The sequence below is a fragment of the Streptomyces lichenis genome (genome assembly GCF_023218175.1).
Classification (GTDB): Bacteria; Actinomycetota; Actinomycetes; order Streptomycetales; family Streptomycetaceae; genus Streptomyces; species Streptomyces lichenis.
This window is the reverse complement of sequence record NZ_JALPTH010000008.1, coordinates 1-25,855: the sequence shown is the minus strand read 5'-3', so window position 1 is coordinate 25,855 and position 25,855 is coordinate 1. Positions and strand designations below refer to the sequence as shown.

The window sequence follows — 25,855 nt, the reverse complement described above, 5'->3', positions numbered from 1 at the left end:
TCATCCCTCGCGCTCATCCCTTGAGTTTGTAGCCGAAGCCGCGGACCGTCTCGATCCGGTCCTGGCCGATCTTGGTGCGCAGCCGCTGCACATGGACGTCCACCACCCGGGTGTCGCCGCCCCAGCCGTAGTCCCACACCCGCTCCAGCAGCTTGTCCCGGGAGAGCACGGTGCCCGGCGCCGAGGAGAACTCCAGCAGCAGCCGCATCTCGGTCGGCGTCAGCGCCACCGGCTCACCGCCGCGGCGCACCTCCATGCCGTCGGTGTCCACCTCCAGGTCGCCGAAGGCCAGGATGCCGCCCTGGTCGTCCTCGGCGTCCCGCTCGGCGGCCGCCGCCCCGCCGCCCGCGTGGCCGAAGCGGCGCAGCACCGCCCGGATGCGGGCCATCAGCACGGCCCCGTCGAACGGCTTGGTGACGTAGTCGTCGGCGCCGGCCTCCAGGCCCAGCACCACGTCGATGGAGTCGGCCCGGGCGGAGAGCATGATCACCGGCACGGTCGACTCGTCGCGGATGCGCCGGCAGAGGCTGACCCCGTCCATCCCGGGCAGCATCACGTCCAGCAGCGCGATGTCCGGCCGGTGGGCGCGGAACGACTCCAGGCCGGACAGCCCGTCCGGCATCGCGGTCACCGCGAAGCCGTCCCGCTCCAGCGCGAGCTGCGTCGCCTCCCGGATGACATCGTCGTCCTCGACGAACAGCACATGGGTCTCGGCCATCCCGGCGGTCTCCCCGTTCGGTTCTCGGTCTCTGTCCCGGGACCCTGCCCGGGGGCCCGGCATCGGTCGCCGCCCGGGCCCTGCGGCCCGGCCACGTTACCCACCGACGGCCGAGACGGACGTCCGGCTCAGCTGACGTCCTGCTGCGCCGGCTCCTCGTCGACCGGGCCGGGGTCGCCGACCGGGTTGTTGTAGTCGTTGTGCACCCGGTCGCGCTCGGAGAACCTGGCGCCGGCCCACCGGTAGGTGATCACGTCCTCACCCGAGGGGTAGGTCACCGGGTCGTCGTCGGCGTACACCTGCTTGGTCACCACCAGGTCGCCGCGGTCGATCGTGGAGTAGACCGCCGGCTCCTCCAGCGCGAAGACGTTCCGGTAGGTGACGTCCGAGGCGTCCTCCACCCGCCCCCGGTACACATAGGTGCCGACCCCGATGGCGTCACCGCAGGTCAGCACGTTGACCACGACATCGGGCACGGTGCTGCCGGTGATGCTCCCGTACGAGGTGTCCACCGGGTACTCGTCCTCGGCGCACGGCTTCAGGTCGCTCTTGACCTGCTTGCTCACCTTGGGGTCGTCCAGCACCAGCCGGACCGGGTCCACCTTGGGCCGGCCCAGCCCGCCGACCCCGGTGAACTGCGGGAACGTGGTGCTCGGCGGGGCGGCGTCGGCGTGGGCCGCCGAGCCTTCGTCACGGGTGCCGGTGCCGCCCGCGGAGCACCCGCCGGCGGCCAGACCGAGGGCGGCCACCACGACCAGTGTCGTGGGGGCCGCCGTCCGCAGTCCGCCGGGGCCGCGCCGCGCCCCCGGTCGCCCGGGTTCGCGTTCGCCGCCCCTGTGGTCCCTGGCACTCAGGCCGCGCACCGCTCCCGCCCCCGTTCGTGGACACCCCCGGCCGTACGCTCCGCACGGCCCGCACGCCCCAGCGGGGTGACCCGGCCGGCGCCGCCGCCCTGGCCGTACTCCTCGCCGGCGGCGGCCCGGTTCTCCAGCTCCTGGCGGAGACGGGCCAGCGCGCGGTGAAGCGTGGACTTCACGGTACCGGTCGACATGCCCAGTGCGGCAGCCGTCTCCTCGGTGCTCATCTGCTCCCAGTGGCGCAGCACGACCACGCTGCGCTGCTTGGGCGCCAGCACCTTCAGCACGTCCATCAGCAGGGCGCGGTCGGCGTGCTGCTCGGTGGCGTCGTCCACGGGCGCCTCGGGGAGCTGCTCGGTGGGCACCTCCTCCAGCTTGCGCGCCCGCCACCACTCCGTACGGGTGTTGATCATGACGCGGCGGAGGTAGGCGTCGGCCAGTGCCTTGTCCGCGATGCCGTCCCAGCGGCCGTAGGTGCGGACCAGCGCGGTCTGCAGCAGGTCCTGGGCGTCGATCGGGTCGGGCACGAGCCGCCGGGCGCTCCTCAGCAGAGCGTCCTGCCGGGCGCGTACGTACTCCTCGAATCCGAGCACCTCGCCGTGCGACATCCCGAACCGCCTCCGTTCCCCGTGATCCCCGTTGGCCTTGCGTCAACTCGACGGGTCGACCCGTCGGCCTTACGTCGGGAGACGCTACGGAGGCGTTGTCACGGGGTTGTCCGCACCGACCGTCGGCGGACGCACGGCTGTCCATCGGTTGTGTAACAGCGGTGATGTCACAGAGGCGGAGGCTGCGGCTCCGGTGGCCGGCACCCCGGGCACCGGAGCCCGTCGGCTCAGCCCGGCAGGCGGTAGCGGCCGCCCTCCAGGGGCTCGACCAGTCCGTCCGCCACCAGCCCGTCCAGCGCCCGGGCGCGCTGCACCGGCTCGTGCCAGACCGCGTCCAGCGAGGCCTGCCCGACCGGTCCGGCCGACTCCCGCAGTACGGCGAGCAGCCGGCCGCGCACCTGGCGGTCGGTGCCGGCGTAGGTCTGGCCGCGCCGCGCCGGGCCCTCGTGCGCGGGCTTCCCGGCCAGCCGCCAGGCGCAGTGGCCGGAGACCGGGCAGCGGGAGCAGTCCTCGTTGCGGGCGGTGCAGACCAGCGCGCCCAGCTCCATGGAGGCGGCGGCCCAGTGCGCGGCGGTGGTGTCGTCGTCGGGCAGCAGGGCGCGGGCGAGCTTGCGCTCGGCGGCGGTGGTGGCGTTCGGCGGGTACTGCACCCCGGTCACCGTGCGGGCGAACACCCGGCGGACGTTGGTGTCCAGCACCGCGTGGCGCTGGCCGTACGCGAAGGAGGCGACGGCCGCGGCCGTGTACTCGCCGATCCCGGGCAGGGCGAGGAGCTGGGCGTGCTCGCTGGGTACGTCACCGCCGTGCCGCTCCGTTATGGCGACGGCCGCCCCGTGCAGCCGCAGCGCGCGGCGCGGGTAGCCGAGCCGGCCCCAGGCGCGGACCGCCTCGCCGGAGGGCTCGGCGGCCAGGTCGGCGGGGCGCGGCCAGCGGGCCAGCCACTGCTCGTACACCGGCAGCACCCGGCTGACCGGGGTCTGCTGGAGCATGAACTCGCTGACCATCACCCCCCAGGCGCCGGCCTCCGGGCGGCGCCACGGCAGATCGCGGGCGTGCTGGTCGAACCAGGCGAGGACCGGGGCGTGGAGGGCGGAGGCCCGGGTGCCGGCCGTCTCGACACCGGCGGCGTCCGGCGCCCCGGCACGGTCGGCGCCGGACCCCGGACCGGGGACGGTACGGGGGCGGGGGCCGGCGGAAGGGTCGTTGACGGCGGCTTCCGGGGTGGACGCGGGGAGGGGAGGGATCGCAGTCATGGCACCCACGATCCTGGCACGGTTCTCAGCCGCGGCGGTGCATCGCCTGCCGACGGCGGCGTCGCACGGGGGGCTCGGGGACGGCCGGACCGGGGCCGGCCAGCCAGTTCGCCAGCGCGGAGCCACTGCCGCGCATCGAGTCGGCCAGGGCCCGGGTGGGGCCGGTCAGCAGCCGGACGAAGAGCACCGCCATCAACGCGCCGAGCACCAGGCCGGCCGCCACGTCGTGCGGGTAGTGCACCCCGACGAAGACCCGGGAGAACGCCATCAGCAGCGCCATCGGCACGGTCAGCCAGACGATGGTGCGCCAGACCAGCACCAGCGCCGCCGCGGCCGCCCCGGCGATCGCCGAGTGGTTGCTGGGGAAGGACCAGTCCCCGTACGGGGGGCAAGCGACCAGCGAGGGGGCGGCGCCCGCCACCGCGCGGCACGGCCGCTCCTCGGTGATCACCGACTTGAGCAGTTCGCTCACCACATAGCCGAACGCGGTGCCCAGCGGGGCGAGGACGGCCACCGCCACCATCGTCGAGTCGGCGCCCCGGCGCTGCCACCAGCCGATGAGGAACAGCACACCGAACAGCAGCAGCCCGGCCTCCGTCCACACCTCGGCGAGCAGCCGCACCCAGCCTGGTGTGCCGTGGGCGAAGTCGGTGATGTCGCGGTACAGGTCCTGGCTCATGGCCCATGACGGTACCCGCAGCCGCGCGCCCCCTCCGCCCCGAGGTCGCCTCCACCGGCCCGGGAGCACCGGCCTCCACCGCCCTCGGTCGACGCTCCGTCAGGAAAGGCTCACGCGCGGTCCCGGGAGCGGCCGGAAGCCGGTCCGCGGGCCCTCGCGAGGCGGTGCGGACGGGATGTGATCATCGGGAAAACTTCGCGCACGGGCGGCGGGTGGCGCGGGAGTTGGCGTCGATCTCTCGTACAGTTCGGTCCGTGGGATCTCTGCGCAATCCGGTCGGGCCGCTTCCCTCCTCCATCTACTGGCGGCGGAGGGCCGTCGCGGCGAGCCTGGGCCTGCTGGTGGCCGTACTGGTCGTGTGGGCCGTCGCCTCCGGCGGCGGGGGCGGTGGCAAGGGCGACGACGCGCGCAACGGCGCCTCGCCCCGACCGTCCGCGATCACACCCGGCCCGTCCGGTTCGGGGCCCGCGATCAGCGAGGCGCCGGGCGGCCGCGAGGAGTCCGGCGGATCGGGCGGGGACTCCGGCAAGAACGGCGACAGCGCGGGTTCCGGCGCGGACGGCGGCCAGGGCGGGTCGGACGGCTCCGACACCGGCTCCGGGTCCGGGAGTTCCGGCTCCAGTGGTACCGGTGGGGCCGGTTCCGGCGGGGGTACGCAGGCGGGGGCCGGTTCCGGCGGTACGGCCGCCGGGGGCGGGCAGGTCCCGGCCGACTCACCGCTGCCCGGCTGCCCGGCCGGCGCGCTGCGGGTGACCCTGGCCACCGAGAAGGTCCGCTACGCGCCGGACGAGAAGCCCACCTTCCGGCTGGTGGCCCGCAACACCTCGGCCACCACCTGCAAGACGGACCTCGGGCCGAAGAACGCGGTGCTCACCATCAGCGCCGAGGACGACGACGTGTGGTCCTCCGACCACTGCCCGCGCGGGGCGGCCACCCTGATGGTGCGCGTCCCGGCCGGCGGCAGCGTCACCCATGTCGTGGAGTGGGACCGCCGCGGCTCCACCCCCAAGTGCGCCGAGGAGGGCCCCGGTTCGGCGGCCAAGCCGGGCACCTACCTGGTGGAGGCGGCCGTGCCGGGGGTCAAGGTGCTCCCCGCCTCCTTCGCCCTGGCCAAGGACTGAGCCTTCCAGCGGGTCGGACGTACCGCTCCAGGATCGAGGACTGAGCCTCTCAGCGGGTCAGACGTACCGCTCCAGGATCGAGGACTCGGCGAGCCGGGACAGCCCCTCCCGTACGCTGCGGGCCCGGGCCTCGCCGACGCCGTCCACGGTCTGGAGGTCGTCCACGCTCGCGGCGAGCAGCTTCTGCAGCCCGCCGAAGTGCTCGACCAGCCGCTCGATGATGGCGCCGGGCAGCCGGGGCACCTTCGCCAGCAGCCGGTAACCGCGCGGCGAGACCGCCGAGTCCAGCGTCTCGGGCGAGCCGCTGTAGCCCAGCGCCCGCGCCACGATGGGCAGTTCCAGCAGCTCGGCGTGGGTGAGCGCGTCCAGCTCGGTGAGCGCCTCGGCGACCGTGCGGGACCGCTTGGCGGTCGGCTCGGGCACGTAGTCCCGCACCACCAGCTCCCGCTCGGGCTCGACGCCCGCGATCAGCTCGTCCAGCTGGAGCGCGAGCAGCCGCCCGTCGGTGCCGAGTTCCACCACGTACTCGGCGATCTCGGTGGCGATCCGGCGCACCATCTCCAGCCGCTGGGCGACCGCGGTGACGTCCCGGACGGTGACCAGGTCCTCGATCTCCAGCGCGGAGAGCGTGCCGGCCACCTCGTCCAGGCGCAGCTTGTACCGCTCCAGGGTGGCCAGCGCCTGGTTGGCGCGGGACAGGATCGCCGCCGACTCCTCCAGGACCCGGCGCTCACCGTTCACATAGATCGCGATCAGCCGCATCGACTGGGAGACGGAGACCACCGGGAAGCCGCACTGCCTGGACACCCGGTCCGCGGTGCGGTGCCGGGTGCCGGTCTCCTCGGTGGGGATGGACGCGTCCGGCACCAGCTGCACACCGGCGCGCAGGATCTTGGTGATGTCCTTGTCGAGGATGAGCGCGCCGTCCAGCTTGCACAGCTCGCGCAGCCGGGTCGCGGTGAACTCCACGTCCAGGACGAAGCCGCCGGTGCACATCGACTCGACGGTCTTGTCCATGCCGAGGACCAGCAGACCGCCGGTGTTGCCGCGCAGGATGCGCTCCAGGCCGTCCCGCAGGGACGTACCCGGCGCGACCGCGCTCAGGGATGCGCGCATCAGCGCCTCGTTGCCGGAGCCTCCGCCGGACTTTCCGGGCGCTGATGCCCGGTCGTTGGCTGCCACTGCACTCCTCCGGCTCGTACGGATGGGCGAGACCGGGGCAAAGTCTAGCGACCCCGCCCGTGCCCGGGTCCGCCCCGAGCCCGACCGGTTCACCCGCGCACACGGTCTCGTGCCCGACGGCCTTCCCCACCGCCGGCCCTCCGAACCCGCCCGCCACCTGCGGTCGGAGCGTCCGCGCACGCCCTGGAGCCGCTGAGCCGCGGCGCCGGAGCCCCTGCGGCGACCCGTGACCCAGGCCACCCCGCCGACCCCACCTCCGGGTGGTGCCGACCCGCCGACGATCCACCACCGACCGGACGTTACGGATGAATCGGGCGCGGCCCCGGCCTGGAACCGCATGGACACCGGCTCATCCGGCGGGGGCCTCCCGGCGGGCGCCCTCCTCCCGAGCGGCGGAGGGGCGGCGGCCACGGGGGAGTACGCGCAGGGCGTCGGCCATGTCCGCCACCTCGACCACCTTCATCCCGGCCGGCACCCGGCCCGGGTCGCTCGGCACCAGGGCGTGGGTGAAGCCCAGCCGGTGGGCCTCGGCCAGCCGGCGCTGCACCCCGGTGACCCGGCGCACCTCCCCGGCCAGCCCCACCTCGCCGATGGCGACCAGGTTCTTCGGCAGCGGGGTGTCACTGGCCGCCGAGGCGAGCGCCAGCGCCACCGCCAGGTCGGCGGCCGGCTCCGAGAGCTTCACCCCGCCCACCGTGGCGCTGTAGATGTCCCGCTTGCCGAGCGCGCTGATCCGGCCGCGCTGCTCCAGCACCGCCAGCATCATCGACACCCGGGAGGTCTCCAGACCGGAGGTGGTCCGCCGGGGGGAGGGGATCTGCGAGTCCACCGTGAGCGCCTGCACCTCGGCGACCAGCGGGCGCCGCCCCTCCAGGGTGACCGTCAGGCAGGTGCCCGGCACCGCCTCCGCGCGCCGGGTGAGGAACAGCCCGCTGGGGTCGGCGAGGCCGGTGATCCCCTCGTCGTGCAGCTCGAAGCAGCCGACCTCGTCGGTCGCCCCGTAGCGGTTCTTCACGCCGCGCACCAGGCGCAGCCGGGCGTGCCGGTCGCCCTCGAAGTGCAGCACCACGTCGACCAGGTGCTCCAGCAGCCGGGGTCCGGCGATGGCGCCGTCCTTGGTGACATGGCCGACCAGCAGGGTGGACATCCCGCGCTCCTTGGAGGCGCGGATCAGCGCGCCCGCCACCTCCCGCACCTGCGCCATGCCGCCGGGCGCGCCGTCGATCTCCGGTGAGGCGACCGTCTGCACGGAGTCCAGGACCAGCAGCGAGGGCTTCACCGCGTCGAGATGGCCCAGCACGGCGGACAGGTCGGTCTCGGCGGCCAGATAGAGGTGGTCGTCGATGGCGCCGATCCGGTCGGCCCGCAGCCGGACCTGGCTGGCCGACTCCTCACCCGTGACGTAGAGCGTGCGGTGCTCGTCGCTCGCGGCCTTGGCCGCGACGTCCAGCAGCAGCGTGGACTTGCCCACCCCGGGCTCGCCCGCCAGCAGCACCACCGCGCCCGGCACCAGTCCGCCGCCGAGCACCCGGTCCAGCTCGTCCACCCCGGTGGAGCGGGCGGTGGCCTGCCGGCCGTCCACCTGGCCGATGGGCAGCGCGGCGTTGGACACCCGCCCGGCGGCGGTGGTCCGGACGGCGGGCGCCCCGTACTCCTCGACCGTGCCCCAGGCCTGGCACTCGGGGCAGCGGCCGAGCCATTTGGCGGTCGTCCAGCCGCACTCGGTGCAGCGGTAGGACGGCCGGTCCTTCGCGGATTTCGTACGGGCAGCCATGAGCCACACCGTAGCGGGGCCCACTGACATCCCCCGTCGGCCGGGCGTCCGGGCGGCTGGGGCCGGTTATTTCCGTTGAGGGGCGGCCGTGCGGTGGGAGAGGGTCGGGGGCCATGGAGTTCTTCTGCTACCACCGGGACCGGCCCGGCTCGGCCGCCCTGCGCCGGGAGCTGCTGGAGGAGCACTGGTCCTACCTGGACCGGTACGAGGCGGAGCTGATCGCCCGCGGCCCGACCTTCGCCGCCGACGGCGAGACCCCCAGCGGCAGCGTGCACATCGTCGAGCTGCCGGACCCGGCCGCCGCCCGGGCGTTCGCCTTCGACGAGCCGGGCTACCAGGCCGGGGCGTACCGGGACGTGCTGCTGCGCCGCTGGCACAACCTGCTGGGGCGCACCATGGGGGACTTCCCCGGCGGGCCGAGCGGCGGCGACCGGTTCCTGGTGCTCGGACTCGGTGCGGAGCCGGTCGGCCTCGATGGACAGCCGGTCGGGGGGCTCGATGTGCCGTCCGCCGACCGGGAGGAGCTGATCGCGTACGGGCCGCTGCTGTCCGACGACGGCACCTCGTGGCTGGGGACGGCGATGCTGGTCCGGGCACCGGACGCGGAGACGGCCCGCCGCCGGCTGACCGCCGACCACCACCGGTACGCCCAGGTCGAGGCGCATGACTGGGAGTTCGGTGGACGACGGACCTGAGGGCCTGGTGACCGCCTTCGACCGGGCCGAGCGCCGCGCCTGGGCGGGGCGGGCCGGTGCCTACGCGGCCGGCTTCGCCAAGCTCTGCGCGTACCCGGTGCCCCGGCTGCTGGACGCCGCCGGGGTCGGGGAGGGGACCGGCGTCCTCGATGTGGGCACGGGCAGCGGTGCGGTCGCCGCGGCCGCGTGCGGGCGGGGAGCGGCGGTGACGGCCGTGGACACCGAGCCGAGCATGGTCGCGCTCGCCGCGCAGACGGCACCGGCGGCCGACGTACGGGTCGCCGGTCTGCCCGGGCTGCCGTTCGCCGACGGGGAGTTCGACGCCGTGGTGGGCAACTTCGTCCTCAACCACGTCGGACGGCCCCGGGCGGCCCTGGCGGAGCTGCGCCGGGTGACGCGTCCGGGCGGCCGGATCGCGGTGACGGTCTGGGCGGCCCCGGCGGCCGCCGGGCAGGCGCTGCTCGGGCGGGCCGTCCAGGCGGCGGGGGTCACCCGTCCCGCCCACCTCCCCACCCTCGCCCCGGAGGACGACTTCCCGCGCACCGAGCAGGGCTTCGCCGCGCTGCTGGGCGGTGCGGGCCTGGGAGACGTCCGGTGCACCGCGCTGCGCTGGGAGCACCGGACGACCCCCGGGGAGTGGTGGAGCGGCCCGGCCGCCGGGGTGGCGACGATCGGGCAGCTCATCACCAGCCGGCCGGCCGCGGTCGTCGAGGAGATCAGGGCCCGTTTCGACGCGCTCTGCTCGGAGTTCACCGGGCCGGACGGTGTGCTGGTCCTTCCGCACGCGGCGCTCCTGGCGTGCGGCCGGGCATGAGGCCGGGTGGCACGGAGCGGGCAAGGCCGGCGGTCGGCGGTCCGGGGGGCGCACGGGCGGCGGGGCGAGAGCTTGCTGTCCCCTTTCGAGCGATAGGTTCACCCGTAAGGAGTAAAACCGCGCCAGGGGTGCCAGGGGCCCGCCCCCCGCTGCCTACGGTCACCAGGTGACGAGCAGCAGGCTGGATTCCCCGACGCACACCACCGGCGCGCACCGTGCTCCGCGCCGCGCGCCCCGGAGCGGGACGCGGACCCTGACGCAGCGTCCGCCCGCGCGGTACGAGCCGTATCTCGACGGGCTGTTCACGTACTGCCTCGCCGTACTGAGCGATCATGACGCCGCGACGGCGGTGCTCGGTGACGTACTGGCCGTCTCCGAGCGGCAGTTCGGCCGCTGCCCGACCGAGGAGCCGGAGCGCCGCGCCTGGCTGTACGCGATCGCCCGCTGGGCCTGTCTGCGCCGGCTGGCCGAGCGGCGGAGTGCGCGGCAGGGGGCGCACGCCGGGCGCACAGGAGCCCGTACGGCCCCAGCGGCCACCACGGACCCCGCGCACCACACGGGCACCTCTGGCACCACCCGCCCCGCGTCCTCGGCCGCCGTCGCCGAGGAGCGACGCCGCGAGCTGGCGCTGCTCGCCTGGCCGGAGGCGGCCGGGACCACCCCCGAGCAGCGCGAGGCGCTGGAGCTGGCCGTCCGCCACGAGCTCACCGCCCGCCAGGTGGCCACCGTCCTCAGGGTCGAGCCGCCCGCCGCCCGGGAGCTGCTGGCCGCCGCCGCCTGCGAGGTGGAGCGCACCCGGGCCGCCCTCGCGGTGGTCCGCAGCGGCGCCTGCCCCTCGGTCTCCGCGCTCGCCGGGGACGACCGGGTCCTGCTCTCCGCCGCCCTCCGCAACGAGCTGGTCCGGCACGTGGACGACTGCCCGCGCTGCCGCCGCGCCGCCGAACGGGCCGGCGCCGGTGGGCCCTGGCCCGGCTCCTCGGTCACCCCGGACCGGCTGCCGCTGGTCGAGGCGGAGCGCGCGGCGGCCTACGCGGCCATGCTCGACGTGCCCCGGGCCCGCGCCAGCGGGCCGCGCTTCGGCCGGGACGGCTTCCCGCTCGACCCGAGGGACCAGGCGGCCCGCCGGGAGCGGCTGCGGGCCCGTGCGGTCACCACCACCGTGGTCGCCACCGTGGTGGCCGCGCCCGTCATCGCGCTCTGGGCCGCCTACCGCGGCGCCCCGCTGACCGGGGAGACCCGGGGCGGGCCACCGGTCAGCGCCGCCGACAACGAGGGGTCCGAGACCCGCGACGACGACTCCGGCAGGCCCGAGCGGTACGAGAACGCCGCCAGCGCCCGTAGCGAGCACGCCCCCGGAGGGCCCGCCACCGCGACCGACGGGGTCGCCGTCCAGGTGCTCCAGCCCGGCACGCCCCCGCCGCCGGCCCGCCCGGGCAGCCCCGCCCCGGGCCGGATCACCGTCGCGGCCCGCCCGCACAGCGGCGACACCACCGTGCTCACGCTCACCGCCTCCGGCGGCGCCCCGGTCGAGTGGTCGCTGTGGACGGACGCCCCCTGGCTCTACGCCGACCGGACCTCCGGCACCCTCGCCCCGGGGCAGAGCGCCACGGTGTACATCTCGGTCGACCACGAGCGCGAGCCGGCCGGTCCTTGGAGCGGGCGGGTCGGTGTGGACCCGGTGGGCGCGGTGGTCGGGATCGACGGCCACGGGGACACCCCGCCCCGCCCGGGTCCGGTGCGACCGCCCCGCCCGACCCCGCCCGCGTCCACCCCGCCCCCGACGGACCCGGAGCCCACCACCCCCGCGCCGACCCCGACGCCGACCCAGCCGACCACTCCGCCGCCCTCGACGGATCCGACCCCGGCCCCGACGCCGACGGACCCGTCCCCCACCCCCACCGACACCTCCCCCGGCGACCCCCCGCCGGCCGGCGGCTGATCCGCCCACCGCGCCACCCGCCGACCAGCCGGCAGAACCGGTTCAGCAGCCCGGGGCCCGCCCTCGGCGGACCGAGAACGGGCCGATGGCCGGTCTCAGCGGGCCGAGGCAGCGCGCCCCGGCGAGGGTCTCAGCGGGCCGGGTCGGCCGGATGGGGGGCCACCAGGGGCAGCTGGGAGGAGAGCCGCGCCTCGCACAGCTCCACCAGCACGTCGTACGCCTCCTTGCCCATCAGCTCGGTCAGCTCCGGGCGGTAGGAGACGTACACCGGCTCACCCGCGCCGTGCGCGGAGGTCGCCGAGGTGCACCACCAGTGCAGGTCGTGGCCGCCCGGGCCCCAGCCGCGCCGGTCGTACTCGCCGATCGACACCTGGAGGACCCGGGTATCGTCGGGGCGGTCGATCCAGTCGTAGGTACGCCGTACCGGCAGCTGCCAGCAGACGTCCGGCTTGGTCTCCAGCGGCTCCTTGCCCTCCCGCAGCGCCAGGATGTGCAGCGCGCACCCGGCGCCGGCGGCGAAGCCGGGACGGTTCTGGAAGATGCAGGAGCCCTCCCAGCGGCGGGTCTGCCGCTCACCGTCCTCGTCCAGCTGGGTCCAGCCGCCGCCGGCCGTGCCCTCCTCGTGGAACTGCCACATCTCCGGTGTGAGTCGCGCCACATGGCCGGCGACCCGCCGCTCGTCGTCCTCGTCGGAGAAGTGCGCGCCCAGCGTGCAGCAGCCGTCCGAGGCGCGGCCCGCCTGGATGCCCTGGCAGCCGCTGCCGAAGACGCAGTTCCAGCGGGAGGTCAGCCAGGTCAGGTCGCAGCGGAACACCTGCTCCTCGTCGGCCGGGTCGGGGAACTCCACCCAGGCGCGCGCGAAGTCGAGCCCCTGCTCGTCCTCGGCGGGCGGCACCGCCGCGGCGGGCTCGGGGACGACCACCGTCTCCCGCTTGCGCTCCCGCCCGCGCTGCGCGGCCTGGTCGGGGGTCTTCTCCGGCGCCGTCTTGCCGGACTTCGCCTTCTTCGTCTTTGGCACACATCAAGCGTATGCGCCGCGGGCAGTAGCGTTCCTGCCATGAGACTCGGAGTCCTCGACATCGGATCGAACACCGTCCACCTGCTGGTGGTGGACGCACACCCCGGTGCCCGCCCGCTGCCCGCGCACTCGCACAAGGTGGAGCTGCGCCTGGCCGAACTGCTGGAGGCGGACGGCTCGATCGGCGCGCACGGCGTGGACCGGCTGGTGGACACCGTGCGGGACGCGGTGCGCACGGCCGAGGAGATGGGCTGCGAGCAGGTGCTGCCGTTCGCCACCTCGGCGATACGGGACGCGGCCAACGTCGACTCGGTGCTGAAGCGGGTCCGCGAGGAGACCGGCGTGGACCTCACCGTGCTGAGCGGCCCGGAGGAGGCCCGGCTGACCTTCCTCGCCGCCCGCCGCTGGTTCGGCTGGTCCTCGGGCCGGCTGCTGCTGCTCGACATCGGCGGCGGTTCGCTGGAGGTCGCCCACGGCATGGACGAGGAGCCGGACGCCGCGGTGTCGCTGCCGCTGGGCGCCGGGCGGCTGACCGCCGGCTGGCTGCCGGGCGACCCGCCGGACGCCGCCGACGTCAAGGCGCTGCGCCGCCACGTCCGCGCCGAGATCGCCCGCACCGTGGGCGAGGTCTCCCGTCTGGGCCGCCCCGACCATGTGGTGGCGACCTCCAAGACCTTCCGCCAGCTGGCCAGGATCGCCGGTGCCCCGGCCTCCTCCGAGGGGCTGTACGTACAGCGCGAGCTGAGCCGGGCGTCACTGGCGGAGTGGGTGCCCAAGCTCACCGGAATGACCGCCGAGCAGCGCTGCGCCCTGCCCGGGGTCTCCCCGTCCCGCGCCCCGCAGCTGCTGGCCGGGGCGCTGGTGGCGGAGGCGGCGATGGACCTGTACGGGGTGGAGGTGCTGGAGGTCTGCCCCTGGGCGCTGCGCGAGGGGGTCATCCTGCGCCGCCTGGACCACCTCCCGGCCGACTAGGCCCGCCCGCCGGGCGGCGGGAACCACACCCCCCGTGCCGCGGGCCGCGCCGTCCGGGGCCGACCCGCCGCCTGACGGCCCTCCCGCCGCGCCCCGTACGCTGTCCCTCGTGGCAGATCCTTCGGAACCCGTGGTCCGCGTCCCGGACGCGAAGGTCGCCCTGTCGACCGCCTCGGTCTACCCGGAGTCGACCGCGACCGCCTTCGAGGTGGCCGCGCGCCTCGGGTACGACGGGGTCGAGGTGATGGTGTGGACCGACCCCGTCAGCCAGGACATCGAGGCGCTGCGCCGGCTCTCCGACTACCACGGCGTGCCCGTGCTCGCCGTGCACGCCCCGTGCCTGCTGATCACCCAGCGGGTGTGGTCCACCGACCCGTGGACCAAGCTCCGGCGGGCGCAGGCCGCCGCCGAGAAGCTGGGCGCCGCCACGGTCGTCGTGCACCCGCCGTTCCGCTGGCAGCGGCAGTACGCCCGGGACTTCGTCAGCGGCATCTGGCGGATGGCGGACGAGACCGACGTCCGGTTCGCGGTCGAGAACATGTACCCCTGGCGGTACCGCGACCGCGAGATGCTGGCGTACGCGCCCGAGTGGGACGTCACCAAGGACGACTACCGCCACTTCACGGTGGACCTCTCGCACACCGCGACCGCCCGCACCGACGCCCTGGAGATGGTGGCGCGGATGGGCGACCGGCTCGGCCATGTCCACCTCGCCGACGGGCGCGGCTCCGCCAAGGACGAGCACCTGGTGCCCGGACGCGGCACCCAGCCCTGCGCCGAGCTGCTGGAGCACTTGGCCCGCTCCGGCTTCGACGGCCATGTGGTCATCGAGGTCAACACCCGGCGCGCGATGTCCGCCGCCGAGCGGGAGGCCGACCTCGCCGAGGCGCTGGCCTTCACCCGGCTCCATCTGGCCTCCGCCGCCCGCGTCCGGTGACCGGGACGCCCCGCCGGCGAGGCCGCCCCAGCAAGCGGGCGGAGGACGGCCCCGGCGCCCGGGAGCGCATCCTGGCCGCCGCCCGCGCCGAGTTCGCCGCCCGGGGCTACGACAGGACCTCGATGCGCGGGATCGCCAAGGAGGCCGGGGTGGACGCCGCCCTGGTGCACCACTACTTCGGCTCCAAGGACGAGGTCTTCGCGGCGGCGATCGAGGTCACCTTCGAGCCCGCCCTGGTGGTGCCGGCCGTGGTCGGCGCCGGTCCGGAGGGGGTGGGGGAGCGGCTGGCCCGCTTCTTCCTGGCGCTCTGGGAGGACCCGGCCGCCCGCGCCCCGCTGCTGGCGGTGCTCCGCTCGGCGATGACCAACGAGGCGGCGGCCACGGTGTTCCGCGGCTTCCTGCTGCGCCGGCTGCTGGAGCGGGTGGCCGGCGAACTGGACGTCCCCGACCCCCGGTTCCGGGCCGAGCTGGCCGCCTCGCACATGGTCGGGATCGCGCTGCTGCGGTATGTGATCCAGGTCGAGCCGATGGCCTCCGCGGACCCGGAGCGGATCATCGCCCTGGTCGCTCCGACCCTCCAGCGCTATCTGACCGCCCCCGACCCCTCGGACCCGGGAGCGGACCCCTCGGACCCGGGAACGGGGACGGAGACGGAAGCGGGGCCGGGTCCGGGGCCGGAGCCGGTACGCCCCGAGGGCCCGTAGCCGTACGAGCCGGGGCCCCGTCCTCGTACGAGACGACGGCCCCCGCCGCGTACGAGACGACGGCCCCGTCCTCGTACACCCGCCCCATCCCCGTACAGGCGCCCGCGGCCCCGTACCGCTCAGCGAGCACCCCGTCCCGCCATCCGGACGAGGTGTCCAGAGCTTGGAGGCGGGGCGTACGCTCGAAGGAGGCTCGAAGGGAGCCTGTCTTCACACGAGGAGCGAGCGACGATGCCCGAGCTGAGGTCCCGCACTGTCACCCACGGCCGCAACATGGCGGGCGCCCGCGCCCTTATGCGCGCCTCCGGTGTACCGGGCGCGGACATCGGCCGGAAGCCCATCATCGCGGTGGCGAACAGCTTCACCGAGTTCGTCCCCGGCCACACCCACCTCCAGCCGGTCGGCCGGATCGTCTCCCAGGCGATCACCGAGGCCGGCGGCATCCCGCGCGAGTTCAACACCATCGCGGTGGACGACGGCATCGCCATGGGCCACGGCGGGATGCTCTACTCCCTGCCCTCCCGCGACCTGATCGCGGACAGCGTGGAGTACATGGTGGAGGCGCACTGCGCCGACGCCCTGATCTGCATCTCCAACTGCGACAAGATCACCCCGGGCATGCTGAACGCGGCGCTGCGCCTCGACATCCCGACCGTCTTCGTCTCCGGCGGCCCGATGGAGTCCGGCCGGGCCACCCTGGTCGACGGCACCGTCCGCACGCTCGACCTGGTCGACGCCATCTCCGACGCGGTCAACGACAAGATCTCGGACGCCGACATCCTCCGTATCGAGGAGAACGCCTGTCCGACCTGCGGTTCCTGTTCCGGCATGTTCACCGCCAACTCGATGAACTGCCTGACCGAGGCGATCGGCCTGTCCCTCCCGGGCAACGGCTCGGTGCTGGCCACCCACACCGCCCGCCGCGCGCTCTACGAGAACGCGGCCCGCACCGTGGTCGAGCTGACCGAGCGCTACTACACCGGCGGCGACGAGTCCGTGCTGCCCCGGAACATCGCCACCTTCGCCGCGTTCGAGAACGCCATGGCGCTGGACATCGCGATGGGCGGCTCCACCAACACGATCCTGCACCTGCTGGCCGCCGCCCAGGAGGCCGGCGTCCCGTTCGGGCTGAACGAGATCGACGCCGTCTCCCGCCGGGTGCCCTGCCTGGCCAAGGTCGCGCCGAACGTCGCCAAGGACCGCACGTACTACATGGAGGACGTGCACCGGGCCGGCGGCATCCCCGCGCTCCTCGGCGAGCTGCACCGGGCCGGGCTGCTCAACGAGGACGTGCACTCCGTGCACAGCCCCTCGCTCGCCGACTGGCTCAAGACCTGGGACGTGCGCGGGGGTTCGCCCTCCGAGGACGCCGTGGAGCTCTGGTACGCGGCCCCCGGCTGCCGCCGCTCCGCCGAGGCCTTCTCCCAGTCCGAGCGGTGGGACGACCTGGACACCGACGCCGCCGGGGGCTGCATCCGCTCCGCCGAGCACGCCTACTCCAAGGACGGCGGCCTCGCGGTGCTCAAGGGCAACCTGGCGGTCGACGGCTGCGTGGTGAAGACCGCGGGCGTGGACGAGTCGATCTGGACCTTCGAGGGCCCGGCCGTGGTCTGCGAGTCCCAGGAGGAGGCCGTCGAGAAGATCCTCAACAAGCAGATCACCCACGGCGATGTGGTGGTCATCCGCTACGAGGGTCCCAAGGGCGGTCCGGGCATGCAGGAGATGCTCTACCCGACCTCCTTCCTGAAGGGCCGGGGCCTGGGCAAGAGCTGCGCGCTGATCACCGACGGCCGGTTCTCCGGCGGCACCTCGGGCCTCTCCATCGGCCACGCCTCCCCGGAGGCAGCGGGCGGCGGCACCATCGCCCTGGTCGAGGACGGCGACCGGATCCGTATCGACATCCCGGGCCGCTCGATCGAGCTGCTGGTGGACGAGGCCACCCTCGCCGCCCGCCGGGAGGCGCTGGGCGGGGTGTACGCGCCCAAGGGCCGCGAGCGGAAGGTCTCGGCGGCCCTGCGCGCCTACGCGGCGATGGCCACCAGCGCCGACAAGGGCGCCGTCCGGGACGTCAGCCTGCTCGGCTGAGCCCCGTACGACGACGGGGCCCCGGGCATCACGTCCCGGGGCTCACCAGCGCGCCGGGTCCTGGTCGCTCTGCGCGAAGACCGAGCCGTCCGGTGCCGTCGCGTACACCGCCCCCGGGCCGGTGGCCGGGGCGGGCAGCAGCGCGTTGAAGGTCCCCCGGCCGCCATCCATCCGGGCCCCGGTCGCCCCGAGCAGCACGCCCCGCCCGGCGTCCACCGCCAGCAGCCGGCCGTCCGACGCCGTCAGATAGACCCGGCCGCCCGCGACCAGCGGCCGGGACGCCCGGCTCACGCCCGTCTGCAACCGCCAGCGCTCGCCGCCGTCACCTTCCCAGGTGACCGCGACGAGGGAGCCGCCGCTCCCGATCACATACGCCGCACCGCCCGCCGCCACCGCCTGCGCCTGGTCCACCGGCGCGGTCAGCTCCACCCGCCGCGCCCGGTGCGTCCCGGTGTCCAGCCGCACCACCGCGTCCGTGAACTGCTCGGGGTCCGTGGACAGCAGCAGCACCGCCGACCCGGAGGCCTGCGCCAGCGCCAGGTTCCCGGCCAGCCGGACGCTCCAGTCCACCGAGCCGTCCGCCGCGCCGACCGCGTACACCCGGGTGGACCGCCCGTCCGGCGCGGCCACCGCCGCGTAGACCTCGCCGCCCGGCTCCGCCGCCCACTGCGCCTCGCCCACCGGCAGCCGCTTCGACCAGCGCTCCTCGCCGGTGCGCCCGTCCAGCGCCCGCACCCGGCCGTCCGGCGCGGCCAGCAGCACCACCGCGTCGGTGTGCACCACCTTCGGATACGCGGAGGCGTCCGCGTGCCAGACCTCGGTGCCGTCCTTGGGGTCCAGCGCGGCCAGCCGCCCCGTCCCCGGCTCGGCCACCCGGACCAGCCCGCCGGCGAGCACCGGCGCCGTCTGCGGCTCGGCCGCCTCGGACGGCACCGACCAGGCGATGCGCCCGTCGGCCGCGCCCAGCCGGGCCGCCCGTACACCCGGGGCGGCGCAGTACAGGGCCCGGTCGGCGGCGGTGCACAGCGGCGCCCGGGTCTCCCCGCCGCCCGCCCCGAGGGTGGTCACCCAGGGCCGTACGGTCTGCCCGGCGGACCGGACCACGACCGTGCCGGGCCGCTTCCCGTCTCCGTCGTTCCCGCCGTCCCGGTCATCCCGGTCGTACGAGGCGAACGCCACCACCCCGGCGGCGGCCACCGCGAGCGCGGCCAGCGCCGCCAGGGCGGTCACCGCCCGAGCCCGGCCGCCTCGGCGCTTCGGGGCTTCGGTCTGCGGGGCGGCCACGGGGGTCCCGGTCGACGGGTCCGTACTCGAATCCGTATCCACCGGGCGCCGGGCGGCCAAGGCACCCAGGGCCATGGTCCGGCTGTCCAGGGGGCCGTCCCCCGTGGAGCCGTCCTCGTCACATGGGGGACGTGCGGGCACCTCCCCACCCGCGCCGACCACCCGGAACGCGTCCAGCAGCTCGCCCGGGGACGGCCGCAGCCCGGGCTCCTTCTCCAGGCACCGGCGCAGCACCGGCGCCAGCTCCACCGGCACCCCGGTCAGCTCCGGTTCGTTGTGCACCACCTGGTAGGCGACCACATAGGGGCTGTCCGAGTCGAAGGGGCCGCGTCCGGTCGCCGCGTGCACCAGGACCGCGCCCAGGGCGAAGACATCCGCCGCCGGGCCGACCTCCCGGGGCCGCTGGAACTGCTCGGGCGCCATGAACGGCGGCGTCCCGATCAGCTTGCCGGTCTCGGTGCGCAGCTCCCCGTCGGCCTCGGCGGGGCGGGAGATCCCGAAGTCGATCACCTTCGGCCCGTCGGCGGCGAGCAGGACGTTGCTCGGCTTGAGGTCCCGGTGCACCACCCCGGCCCGGTGGATGTCCCGCAGCGCCTCGGCGAGCCCGGAACCGAGCAGCAGCAGCTCCGCCACGCCCAGCGGCCCGTTCCGCTTCACCCGCTCGGAGAGGGTCGGGCCGTCGATGAAGAGGGTGGCCATCCACGGCCGTTCGGCATCCGGGTCGGCGTCCACGACGGACGCGGTGAACGCCCCGCTGACCCGCCGGGCGGCCGCCACCTCCTGCCGGAACCGCGCCCTGAACTCGGCCACCGCGGCGTGCTCGGCGTGCACCGTCTTCACCGCGAGGCGCCGCCCCGAGCCGGTGATGGCCAGATGGACCACACCCATGCCGCCCGAACCCAGGCAGCGCTGAAGCCGGTACTGCCCGGCGTACTGCGGATGCTCCGCTTCCGGAACAGCCCCGGTGCTGCGCAGCGGCGGCATCGCCCACCCCCGTGTGTTCGTCCGCGAGCGCGCCTCCCGGGTCCCGGTCGCCGTGCTCCGACCGGACGCGCAGGCGCGACGCTCGGAGCCTAGTCGATCCTTCGTACGAAGCCGCCAGGGGTTGCTAGCCTGCGCGCACCGCGCGTGCAGGGAGCACGCGCACCACGGGGGGAGGCCGTCATGGCCTTGGAAGAGATCATCGAACCGGTGCCGATCGAGCCCAGAGCGGCGGCCACGACGTCCGGGGTCCGCCGCTATCCGGTGGCCCCGAACTGCCGGCTGAACGTCCGCAGCGGTCCGGGCACCCAGTACAGCCTGGTGCGGGTGCTGCCGGAGGGCTCCTCGGTGCCCATCAACTGCCAGCGGCCGGGCCAGACCGTCGCCGGCCCGTACGGCACCTCGAACCTCTGGGACAACATCGCCAACGGCGAGTGGGTCGCCGACGCCTACGTACGGACGGGCAGCGACGGCTACGTGGCCGAGCGCTGCACCTGACGCACCGCGCCCCGGGCCCGCACCCCCTGCGCGTACGGGCCCGGGGCCGCACCCTCCACACGTACGGCCCCTAGGGCTATCCGTACGGGCCGGGGCCGCTCGTCCCGTCCCGGGGATAATCGGCACCGTGAGCGAGCAGACCCCCCACCGCGACCAGGCGGCCACCGAGCCCACCACCCCGGCGGGCCCGCGGCCCGAACCCCTGCGCTTCTTCGGCACCACCTGGGTCGAACACGACGGCGGCTACGGGCTGCGCCGGGCCGCGGTCGCCGTCGGCTCGCTCGGCGCGGCCGTCGCCGGAGGGTTCCTGCTCCGCTTCGCCTACCAGGGGCTCACCCTCGCCGAGGTCGGCGGCTTCGTCGGCATCCTGGTCGTCGTCATGTTCGCGGTGTGCAGCGCGATCGCGTTCCGCAAGACCTGGGAGGGCTTCACCCGGCGTCCGGCCGACCCGGCCCGCGAGGACTCCCTGCGCAGCCTGAAGCTGATCGGCTTCGTCGGCTCGCTGCTCGCCTACTTCCTGCGGTCCCTGACCGAGGCCCCCGGCGAGAAGCTGCTGCGCTCCGAGTACGAGGCCGCCCGCGCCGCCTACGAGAAGCGCCGCGCCACCCGCACCGGCAACCCGGCCGCCCGCGGCACCAAGGGCAACCGGCCCCGGAAGGGCCGCCGTTGAGGGCACCTCCGCGCGTCCGGGGAGGACTCAGCGGATGACGGTCTCCCGCGCCCTCTCCTTCGACACCGCCGCCGCCCGGTACGACGCGGCCCGCCCGGGCTACCCGCCCGCCCTGTTCGACGCGGTCGAGGAGCTCGCCGGCCGCCCCCTGGAGGGGGCCGAGGTGTTCGATGTGGGTGCCGGGACCGGTATCGCCACCCGGCTGCTGTGCGCCCGGGGGGCCGGGGTCACCGCCGTCGAGCCGGGGCCGGGCATGGCCGGGCAGTTCCGCCGCGCCACCCCCGGCGTCCGGCTGGTCCGCGCCACCGGGGACGCCCTGCCGTTCGCCGCCGCCACCGCCGACCTGGTGACCTACGCCCAGTCCTGGCACTGGACCGACCCGGCCCGCTCGCTCCCGGAGGCCCTGCGGGTGCTCCGCCCGGGCGGCACCCTCGCCCTCTGGTGGAACACCGCCGACGCCGCCGTGGACTGGGTCGCCGCCCAGGACCAGCGGCTCCGCCGCGACCTCGCCGGCGCGGCCCACGGCGCCCACGGCCGCGAGCGCTCGCTGCCCGCCGGCACCCCGAGGACCGACCGCCGCATCCGCTGGTCCCGCCGGGTCCCGCTGGACACCCATCTCGCCAACCTGGGCAGCCACTCCCTGCTGCTCACCGCCGACCCCGGGGCCGCCCGGGCCTTCCTGGAGCGCGAGCGCGCCGAGCTGCTCGCCGCCTTCCCCGACGGCACGGTGGTCGAGCCGTACACCGTCCACCTCACCACCACCCGCCGCCCCACCGCCTGACGGCTTCCGCATCCGCCCGGTCCCTTGACGGCGCCCTCTCCTCCGCCCCATATTCATCACATGATGAATAAAACCCGACCGGCCGTTCCCGCCACCGGGCCGGCCATCCAGGCGAAGGCCCTCACCGCCGTACGAGGCACCCGCACCGTCCTGCGCGGCCTCGGCTTCTCCGTACCGCCCGGCCGTATCACCGGGCTGCTCGGCCCCTCCGGCTGCGGCAAGTCCACCCTGCTCCGCGCCATCGTGGGCACCCAGGCCCGCACCACCGGCACCCTCACCGTCCTCGGCCGCCCGGCCGGACACCCGGCCCTCCGCGACCGCATCGGCTACGTCACCCAGGCCCCGTCCGTCTACGACGACCTCACCGTCCGCCAGAACCTGGACTACTTCGCCGCCGTCCTCCACCCCGGCCGCGCCCACCGGGCCACCCGCGCCACGGCGGTGGACCGCGCCTTGGCCGACGTGGACCTGAGCGACCGCGCCGACGCCCTGGCCGGCAACCTCTCCGGCGGCCAGCGCAGCCGGGTCTCGCTCGCCGTCGCCCTGCTCGGCACCCCCGAACTGCTGGTCCTGGACGAACCCACCGTCGGCCTGGACCCCGTGCTCCGCCGCGACCTGTGGGACCTCTTCCACCGGCTGGCCGCCGACCGGGGCACGACGATCCTGGTCTCCTCGCACGTCATGGACGAGGCGGAACGCTGCCACCGCCTCCTCCTCATGCGCGACGGGCGGCTGCTCGCCGACGACACCCCCGAGAACCTTCGCCGGGACCACGGCGCCCCGACCGTGGAGGCCGCCTTCCTCCACCTGGTCGACACCGCGAACACCCAGGCCACCGCAGCCGCCCCCGCCCCCGTCCAGGAGCCCCGATGAACACCGCCCGCACCCTCGCCACCGCCGCCCGGGTACTGCGCCAGCTCACCCACGACCCGCGCACCATCGCCCTGATGCTGCTGGTCCCGGTCGTGCTGATCACCCTGCTCCGCTTCGTCTTCGACGGCAGCCCGGCCGTCTTCGACGCCACCGGAGCCTCCCTCCTCGGCATCTTCCCGCTGGTCACCATGTTCCTGGTGACCAGCATCGCCACCCTCCGCGAACGCACCTCCGGCACCCTGGAACGCCTCTTCACCATGCCGATCGGCAAGGGCGACCTCATCGCCGGCTACGCCCTGGCCTTCGCCGCCCTCGCCGCCGTCCAGGCCGCCCTCGCCACCGCGACCGCCCTCTGGCTCCTCGACCTCACCGTCACCGGCTCACCCTGGCTGCTGCTCCTGGTCGCCCTGCTCGACGCCCTGCTCGGCACCGCCCTGGGACTGTTCGTCTCCGCCTTCGCGGCCTCCGAGTTCCAGGCCGTCCAGTTCATGCCGGCGGTGATCTTCCCCCAGCTGCTCCTCTGCGGCCTGTTCACCCCGCGCGACCGGATGCACCCCGCCCTGGAGGCCGTCTCCGACGTGCTCCCCATGTCGTACGCCGTCGACGGGATGAACGAGGTGCTGCGCCACACCGACGCCACCGCCGACTTCCTCCGGGACGTCCTCATCGTCGCCGGCTGCGCCCTGCTCGGCCTCGCCCTGGGCGCCGCCACCCTCCGCCGCCGCACCCCCTGATGCGAGGATGGCCACCGCCCAGCCACTCATTCGAATAAGTGCCTAGGTGCACACCGCACATCCGCGAGCCCGCGAGGTGAGATCCAGCCATGACCCAGACAGTCGCAGCCGCAGCCCAGACGGTGGCCGTCCTCGGCACCGGAAAGATCGGCGAGGCCCTGCTCAGCGGGATGATCCGGGCCGGCTGGCCGACCGCCCGGCTGCTGGCCACCACCCGGCGCACCGACCGCGCCGAGGAACTGCGCGCCCGCTACGGCGTGGAGACCGTCACCAACGACGAGGCCGCCAAGCGCGCCGACACCCTCATCCTGGCCGTCAAGCCCCAGGACATGGGCCGCCTCCTCGACGAGCTCGGCCCCCATGTGGCCGCCGACCGCCTGGTGGTCAGCGCCGCCGCCGGCATCACCACCGCCTTCATCGAGGAACGCCTCGCCGCCGGCACCGCCGTGGTCCGAGTCATGCCCAACACCCCCGTCCTGGTGGACGAGGGCATGTCCGTCATCTCCGCGGGCAGCCACGCCACCGCCGGACACCTCGCCCACACCGAGGAGATCTTCGGCGGCGTCGGCAAGACCCTGCGCGTCCCCGAGTCCCAGCAGGACGCCGCCACCGCGCTGTCCGGCTCCGGCCCCGCCTACTTCTACTTCCTGGTCGAGGCGATGACCGACGCCGGCATCCTGCTCGGCCTGCCCCGCGCCCAGGCCCACGACCTGATCGTGCAGGCCGCCATCGGCGCCGCCGTGATGCTCCGGGACAGCGGCGAGCACCCCGTCAAGCTGCGCGAGGCCGTCACCTCACCCGCCGGCACCACCATCAGCGCCATCCGCGAACTGGAGAACCACGGCGTACGAGCCGCCCTGATCGCCGCCCTGGAAGCCGCCCGCGACCGCAGCCGCGAACTCGCCGGCGGCAACGGCTGACGGCCCCAGCCCCCACCGGAGCGGTCCGCAGGGCAGCAGAGCACCCCACGGACCGCCCACGGACCGCTCCCGGCGCCCCAGGAGGGCGCCCCCTCACTCCCGGCGCCTCACCCCCGCGGCAGCAGGCCCACCGCCCGGTAGGCCCGATCCACCACCTGCCGCGCCACCGCCCGCGCCCGCTCGGCGCCCTCCCTCAGCACCTGGTCCACATGACCGGGATCGGCCGCCAGCTCCGCGTGCCGCGCCCGCAACGGCCGCAGCAGCTCCACCACCGCCTCCGCCACATCCCGCTTCAAGGCCCCATAGGACGAGTACGACGAGGCCAGCGCCGCCGGCTCCCCGCCCGTGCAGGCCGCCAGCACCTCCAGCAGATTCGCCACCCCCGGACCGGCCGCCCGGTCGTAGCGGACCTCCGTCCCACTGTCCGTCACCGCCCGCATCACCTTGCGCCGCACCACATCCGGCTCGTCCAGCACGAACACCACCCCGGGCCCGGCCTCCGCCCCGGACTTGCCCATCTTCGAGCCCGGATCCTGCAAGTCCCTCACCCGCGCCGCCACCGGCGGCCTGGTCGCCCTCGGCACCGTGAAGGTGTGCCCGTACCGCTGGTTGAACCGCACCGCCAGGTCCCGGGTCAGCTCCACATGCTGGGTCTGGTCCTCACCCACCGGCACCTCGTCCGTCTCGTACGCCAGGATGTCCGCCGCCATCAGCACCGGATACGTCAGCAGCGACAGCCGTACGCCCTCCCCGGCCGCCCGCGCCCTGGCCCCCTTCTCCTTGTACTGGACCATCCGCCGCAGCTCCCCGTCGGTGGCGGTGCACTCCAGCAGATACGAGAGCCGGGTGTGCTCGTCCACGTGACTCTGTACGAAGAGGGTGCACCGCTCCGGGTCCAGCCCCGCCGCCAGCAGCACCGTGGCCGCCTGCCGACTGAGCCTGCGCACCCGGGCGGGGTCGTGTTCGACGGTCAGCGCGTGCAGGTCCACCACACAGAACAGCGACTCCGTCCGGTACTGGTCCCTCTCGGCCCACCCCCGTACCGCCCCCAGGTGGTTGCCGAGCGTCAGATGCCCCGTCGGCTTCACCCCGCTGAACGTGCGCCCGCCCGTGCGTCCCGAGCCCGGCGCCACCGCCCGCTCCACCCCTGACTCCACTACTCGCGTCATCCCGCTCCCACTCCGTTCCGTCGGAGCCGCCGCACCCGGCGGGCCCGGCCCCGAGGAGGGGATACGCGAACGGCCGCCGAGGCGGCGGCCGTTGTGTGCGCACATGTGCAGGCGGCCGCCGTCAGGCGGCCCACCACAGCTGGGTACACGTACGCGAGGTCATACGCCCCAGCGTATGGCGGCAGGCCCGGGGTTGACAGCCGTTTTTCCGGTCCGTAGTGTGCTCCGAGTTGTCCGACGTGAGCGCCGACCCAGGTTGGTCCCCGGACGACCATCCCGCAGGAACCACACCAGCTGAACGACTTCTGTCGTGCCGCTTTTCGTGCGCCTTTGCGGAATGAGGAATCCGCGTTCGAAAGGACGCAGCCCCGATTAGCGTCGGGGCCACGGAATCCGCTAAAGTCTCACTCGTCGGAAGGGCCGCAGGGCCTGGATGGCAATCCCACTCCGACTGGGAATCAGGCCCGAAAGGATCTGATAGAGTCGGAACCGCCGGAAAGGGAAAAGCGCGAAAGCGCCGAAACGGACCGGAAAAGCCCGCTCCAGCGGGTGGCGGAAACGGAAAACGGATCTGCTAAGCTGGAGACAA

At 74.8% G+C, this 25,855-nt stretch carries 24 protein-coding genes; 14 read left to right on the top strand and 10 right to left on the bottom strand.

What is annotated here, in order from left to right:
* Nucleotides 1-13 precede the first annotated feature (13 nt).
* The 5 genes from cseB to M1O15_RS10540 form a co-directional block, all read right to left on the bottom strand.
* The gene (gene cseB, locus M1O15_RS10560; protein ID WP_248633192.1) at nucleotides 14-718 is read right to left on the bottom strand and encodes a two-component system response regulator CseB; all 705 of its coding nucleotides are present in this window, start codon (nucleotides 716-718) and stop codon (nucleotides 14-16) included.
* Nucleotides 719-846: 128 nt separating this feature from the next.
* The gene (locus M1O15_RS10555) at nucleotides 847-1,476 is read right to left on the bottom strand and encodes a hypothetical protein (protein ID WP_248633481.1); all 630 of its coding nucleotides are present in this window, start codon (nucleotides 1,474-1,476) and stop codon (nucleotides 847-849) included.
* Between the two features lie 92 nt (nucleotides 1,477-1,568).
* A complete protein-coding gene (locus M1O15_RS10550; protein WP_248633190.1) occupies nucleotides 1,569-2,183 on the bottom strand; it encodes a SigE family RNA polymerase sigma factor in 615 nt (204 codons plus the stop codon).
* A 227-nt stretch (nucleotides 2,184-2,410) separates the two neighbouring features.
* Complete coding sequence (locus M1O15_RS10545; RefSeq protein WP_248633188.1) at nucleotides 2,411-3,436, bottom strand: iron-sulfur binding domain-containing protein; 1,026 nt, start codon at nucleotides 3,434-3,436, stop codon at nucleotides 2,411-2,413.
* 25 nt (nucleotides 3,437-3,461) lie between these two features.
* Nucleotides 3,462-4,115 (bottom strand): phosphatase PAP2 family protein, encoded by a 654-nt coding sequence (locus M1O15_RS10540; protein WP_248633186.1) that lies wholly within the window; start codon nucleotides 4,113-4,115, stop codon nucleotides 3,462-3,464.
* Between the two features lie 254 nt (nucleotides 4,116-4,369).
* On the opposite strand from M1O15_RS10540, the gene M1O15_RS10535 reads away from it, so the two are divergent.
* The gene (locus M1O15_RS10535) at nucleotides 4,370-5,236 is read left to right on the top strand and encodes a hypothetical protein (protein ID WP_248633178.1); all 867 of its coding nucleotides are present in this window, start codon (nucleotides 4,370-4,372) and stop codon (nucleotides 5,234-5,236) included.
* A gap of 57 nt (nucleotides 5,237-5,293) precedes the next feature.
* On the opposite strand, the gene disA is transcribed toward M1O15_RS10535, so the two are convergent.
* On the bottom strand, nucleotides 5,294-6,418 hold the full coding sequence (disA, locus tag M1O15_RS10530; RefSeq protein ID WP_248633176.1) for a DNA integrity scanning diadenylate cyclase DisA: 1,125 nt from the start codon (nucleotides 6,416-6,418) through the stop codon (nucleotides 5,294-5,296).
* Between the two features lie 349 nt (nucleotides 6,419-6,767).
* Complete coding sequence (gene radA, locus M1O15_RS10525) at nucleotides 6,768-8,192, bottom strand: DNA repair protein RadA (RefSeq protein WP_248633168.1); 1,425 nt, start codon at nucleotides 8,190-8,192, stop codon at nucleotides 6,768-6,770.
* Nucleotides 8,193-8,305: 113 nt separating this feature from the next.
* On the opposite strand from radA, the gene M1O15_RS10520 reads away from it, so the two are divergent.
* The 3 genes from M1O15_RS10520 to M1O15_RS10510 all read left to right on the top strand — a co-directional run bounded on the left by M1O15_RS10520 (nucleotide 8,306) and on the right by M1O15_RS10510 (nucleotide 11,640).
* Nucleotides 8,306-8,887, top strand: coding sequence for a YciI family protein (locus M1O15_RS10520; RefSeq protein ID WP_248633160.1), 582 nt, complete (start codon nucleotides 8,306-8,308; stop codon nucleotides 8,885-8,887).
* A gap of 7 nt (nucleotides 8,888-8,894) precedes the next feature.
* Nucleotides 8,895-9,701 (top strand): class I SAM-dependent methyltransferase, encoded by an 807-nt coding sequence (locus tag M1O15_RS10515; protein ID WP_248633479.1) that lies wholly within the window; start codon nucleotides 8,895-8,897, stop codon nucleotides 9,699-9,701.
* Between the two features lie 166 nt (nucleotides 9,702-9,867).
* On the top strand, nucleotides 9,868-11,640 hold the full coding sequence (locus tag M1O15_RS10510; protein ID WP_248633158.1) for a BACON domain-containing protein: 1,773 nt from the start codon (nucleotides 9,868-9,870) through the stop codon (nucleotides 11,638-11,640).
* A gap of 130 nt (nucleotides 11,641-11,770) precedes the next feature.
* Here the strand turns inward: M1O15_RS10510 and M1O15_RS10505 are convergent, their stop codons facing one another.
* Complete coding sequence (locus tag M1O15_RS10505; protein WP_248633156.1) at nucleotides 11,771-12,658, bottom strand: DUF3109 family protein; 888 nt, start codon at nucleotides 12,656-12,658, stop codon at nucleotides 11,771-11,773.
* A gap of 39 nt (nucleotides 12,659-12,697) precedes the next feature.
* Here M1O15_RS10505 and M1O15_RS10500 point away from each other — a divergent pair, with 39 nt between their 5' ends.
* The 4 genes from M1O15_RS10500 to ilvD all read left to right on the top strand — a co-directional run bounded on the left by M1O15_RS10500 (nucleotide 12,698) and on the right by ilvD (nucleotide 17,356).
* A complete protein-coding gene (locus tag M1O15_RS10500; RefSeq protein ID WP_248633154.1) occupies nucleotides 12,698-13,630 on the top strand; it encodes a Ppx/GppA family phosphatase in 933 nt (310 codons plus the stop codon).
* A gap of 109 nt (nucleotides 13,631-13,739) precedes the next feature.
* Nucleotides 13,740-14,567, top strand: a complete 828-nt coding sequence (locus M1O15_RS10495) for a sugar phosphate isomerase/epimerase family protein (protein ID WP_248633152.1) — start codon at nucleotides 13,740-13,742, stop codon at nucleotides 14,565-14,567.
* Nucleotides 14,564-15,271 carry a TetR/AcrR family transcriptional regulator gene (locus tag M1O15_RS10490; RefSeq protein ID WP_248633150.1) on the top strand — a complete coding sequence of 236 codons (708 nt, stop codon included), beginning with the start codon at nucleotides 14,564-14,566 and terminating at the stop codon, nucleotides 15,269-15,271. Before M1O15_RS10495 ends, M1O15_RS10490 begins: the two co-directional genes overlap by 4 nt.
* A 231-nt stretch (nucleotides 15,272-15,502) precedes the next feature.
* Entirely contained in the window at nucleotides 15,503-17,356 is a 1,854-nt protein-coding gene (gene ilvD, locus M1O15_RS10485; RefSeq protein WP_248633149.1) for a dihydroxy-acid dehydratase, read from the top strand.
* 42 nt (nucleotides 17,357-17,398) lie between these two features.
* Here the strand turns inward: ilvD and M1O15_RS10480 are convergent, their stop codons facing one another.
* The gene (locus M1O15_RS10480; RefSeq protein WP_248633147.1) at nucleotides 17,399-19,624 is read right to left on the bottom strand and encodes a serine/threonine-protein kinase; all 2,226 of its coding nucleotides are present in this window, start codon (nucleotides 19,622-19,624) and stop codon (nucleotides 17,399-17,401) included.
* A gap of 180 nt (nucleotides 19,625-19,804) precedes the next feature.
* On the opposite strand from M1O15_RS10480, the gene M1O15_RS10475 reads away from it, so the two are divergent.
* The 6 genes from M1O15_RS10475 to proC all read left to right on the top strand — a co-directional run bounded on the left by M1O15_RS10475 (nucleotide 19,805) and on the right by proC (nucleotide 24,097).
* Nucleotides 19,805-20,119 (top strand): SH3 domain-containing protein, encoded by a 315-nt coding sequence (locus M1O15_RS10475; RefSeq protein WP_248633146.1) that lies wholly within the window; start codon nucleotides 19,805-19,807, stop codon nucleotides 20,117-20,119.
* A gap of 127 nt (nucleotides 20,120-20,246) precedes the next feature.
* Nucleotides 20,247-20,789 carry an MFS transporter gene (locus M1O15_RS10470; protein ID WP_248633144.1) on the top strand — a complete coding sequence of 181 codons (543 nt, stop codon included), beginning with the start codon at nucleotides 20,247-20,249 and terminating at the stop codon, nucleotides 20,787-20,789.
* 34 nt (nucleotides 20,790-20,823) lie between these two features.
* Nucleotides 20,824-21,570 carry a class I SAM-dependent methyltransferase gene (locus M1O15_RS10465; RefSeq protein WP_248633142.1) on the top strand — a complete coding sequence of 249 codons (747 nt, stop codon included), beginning with the start codon at nucleotides 20,824-20,826 and terminating at the stop codon, nucleotides 21,568-21,570.
* Nucleotides 21,571-21,630: 60 nt separating this feature from the next.
* Nucleotides 21,631-22,443, top strand: coding sequence for an ABC transporter ATP-binding protein (locus M1O15_RS10460; RefSeq protein ID WP_248633140.1), 813 nt, complete (start codon nucleotides 21,631-21,633; stop codon nucleotides 22,441-22,443).
* Entirely contained in the window at nucleotides 22,440-23,177 is a 738-nt protein-coding gene (locus M1O15_RS10455; RefSeq protein ID WP_248633139.1) for an ABC transporter permease, read from the top strand. The genes M1O15_RS10460 and M1O15_RS10455 overlap by 4 nt, the downstream gene beginning before the upstream one ends.
* A gap of 89 nt (nucleotides 23,178-23,266) precedes the next feature.
* Nucleotides 23,267-24,097, top strand: coding sequence for a pyrroline-5-carboxylate reductase (proC, locus tag M1O15_RS10450; protein ID WP_248633137.1), 831 nt, complete (start codon nucleotides 23,267-23,269; stop codon nucleotides 24,095-24,097).
* Between the two features lie 107 nt (nucleotides 24,098-24,204).
* Here the strand turns inward: proC and trpS are convergent, their stop codons facing one another.
* Complete coding sequence (gene trpS, locus M1O15_RS10445) at nucleotides 24,205-25,266, bottom strand: tryptophan--tRNA ligase (RefSeq protein WP_248633133.1); 1,062 nt, start codon at nucleotides 25,264-25,266, stop codon at nucleotides 24,205-24,207.
* Nucleotides 25,267-25,855: the final 589 nt, after the last annotated feature.

What these genes read in the sequence shown, in the direction of transcription:
- cseB (WP_248633192.1), bottom strand. Translation starts at nt 718, where the DNA reads ATGGCCGAGACCCATGTGCTGTTCGTCGAGGACGACGATGTCATCCGG.
- M1O15_RS10550 (WP_248633190.1), bottom strand. Translation starts at nt 2,183, where the DNA reads ATGTCGCACGGCGAGGTGCTCGGATTCGAGGAGTACGTACGCGCCCGG.
- M1O15_RS10545 (WP_248633188.1), bottom strand. Translation starts at nt 3,436, where the DNA reads ATGACTGCGATCCCTCCCCTCCCCGCGTCCACCCCGGAAGCCGCCGTC.
- M1O15_RS10540 (WP_248633186.1), bottom strand. Translation starts at nt 4,115, where the DNA reads ATGAGCCAGGACCTGTACCGCGACATCACCGACTTCGCCCACGGCACA.
- radA (WP_248633168.1), bottom strand. Translation starts at nt 8,192, where the DNA reads ATGGCTGCCCGTACGAAATCCGCGAAGGACCGGCCGTCCTACCGCTGC.
- M1O15_RS10520 (WP_248633160.1), top strand. Translation starts at nt 8,306, where the DNA reads ATGGAGTTCTTCTGCTACCACCGGGACCGGCCCGGCTCGGCCGCCCTG.
- M1O15_RS10500 (WP_248633154.1), top strand. Translation starts at nt 12,698, where the DNA reads ATGAGACTCGGAGTCCTCGACATCGGATCGAACACCGTCCACCTGCTG.
- ilvD (WP_248633149.1), top strand. Translation starts at nt 15,503, where the DNA reads ATGCCCGAGCTGAGGTCCCGCACTGTCACCCACGGCCGCAACATGGCG.
- M1O15_RS10480 (WP_248633147.1), bottom strand. Translation starts at nt 19,624, where the DNA reads ATGCCGCCGCTGCGCAGCACCGGGGCTGTTCCGGAAGCGGAGCATCCG.
- M1O15_RS10475 (WP_248633146.1), top strand. Translation starts at nt 19,805, where the DNA reads ATGGCCTTGGAAGAGATCATCGAACCGGTGCCGATCGAGCCCAGAGCG.
- M1O15_RS10465 (WP_248633142.1), top strand. Translation starts at nt 20,824, where the DNA reads ATGACGGTCTCCCGCGCCCTCTCCTTCGACACCGCCGCCGCCCGGTAC.
- M1O15_RS10460 (WP_248633140.1), top strand. Translation starts at nt 21,631, where the DNA reads ATGATGAATAAAACCCGACCGGCCGTTCCCGCCACCGGGCCGGCCATC.
- M1O15_RS10455 (WP_248633139.1), top strand. Translation starts at nt 22,440, where the DNA reads ATGAACACCGCCCGCACCCTCGCCACCGCCGCCCGGGTACTGCGCCAG.
- proC (WP_248633137.1), top strand. Translation starts at nt 23,267, where the DNA reads ATGACCCAGACAGTCGCAGCCGCAGCCCAGACGGTGGCCGTCCTCGGC.
- trpS (WP_248633133.1), bottom strand. Translation starts at nt 25,266, where the DNA reads ATGACGCGAGTAGTGGAGTCAGGGGTGGAGCGGGCGGTGGCGCCGGGC.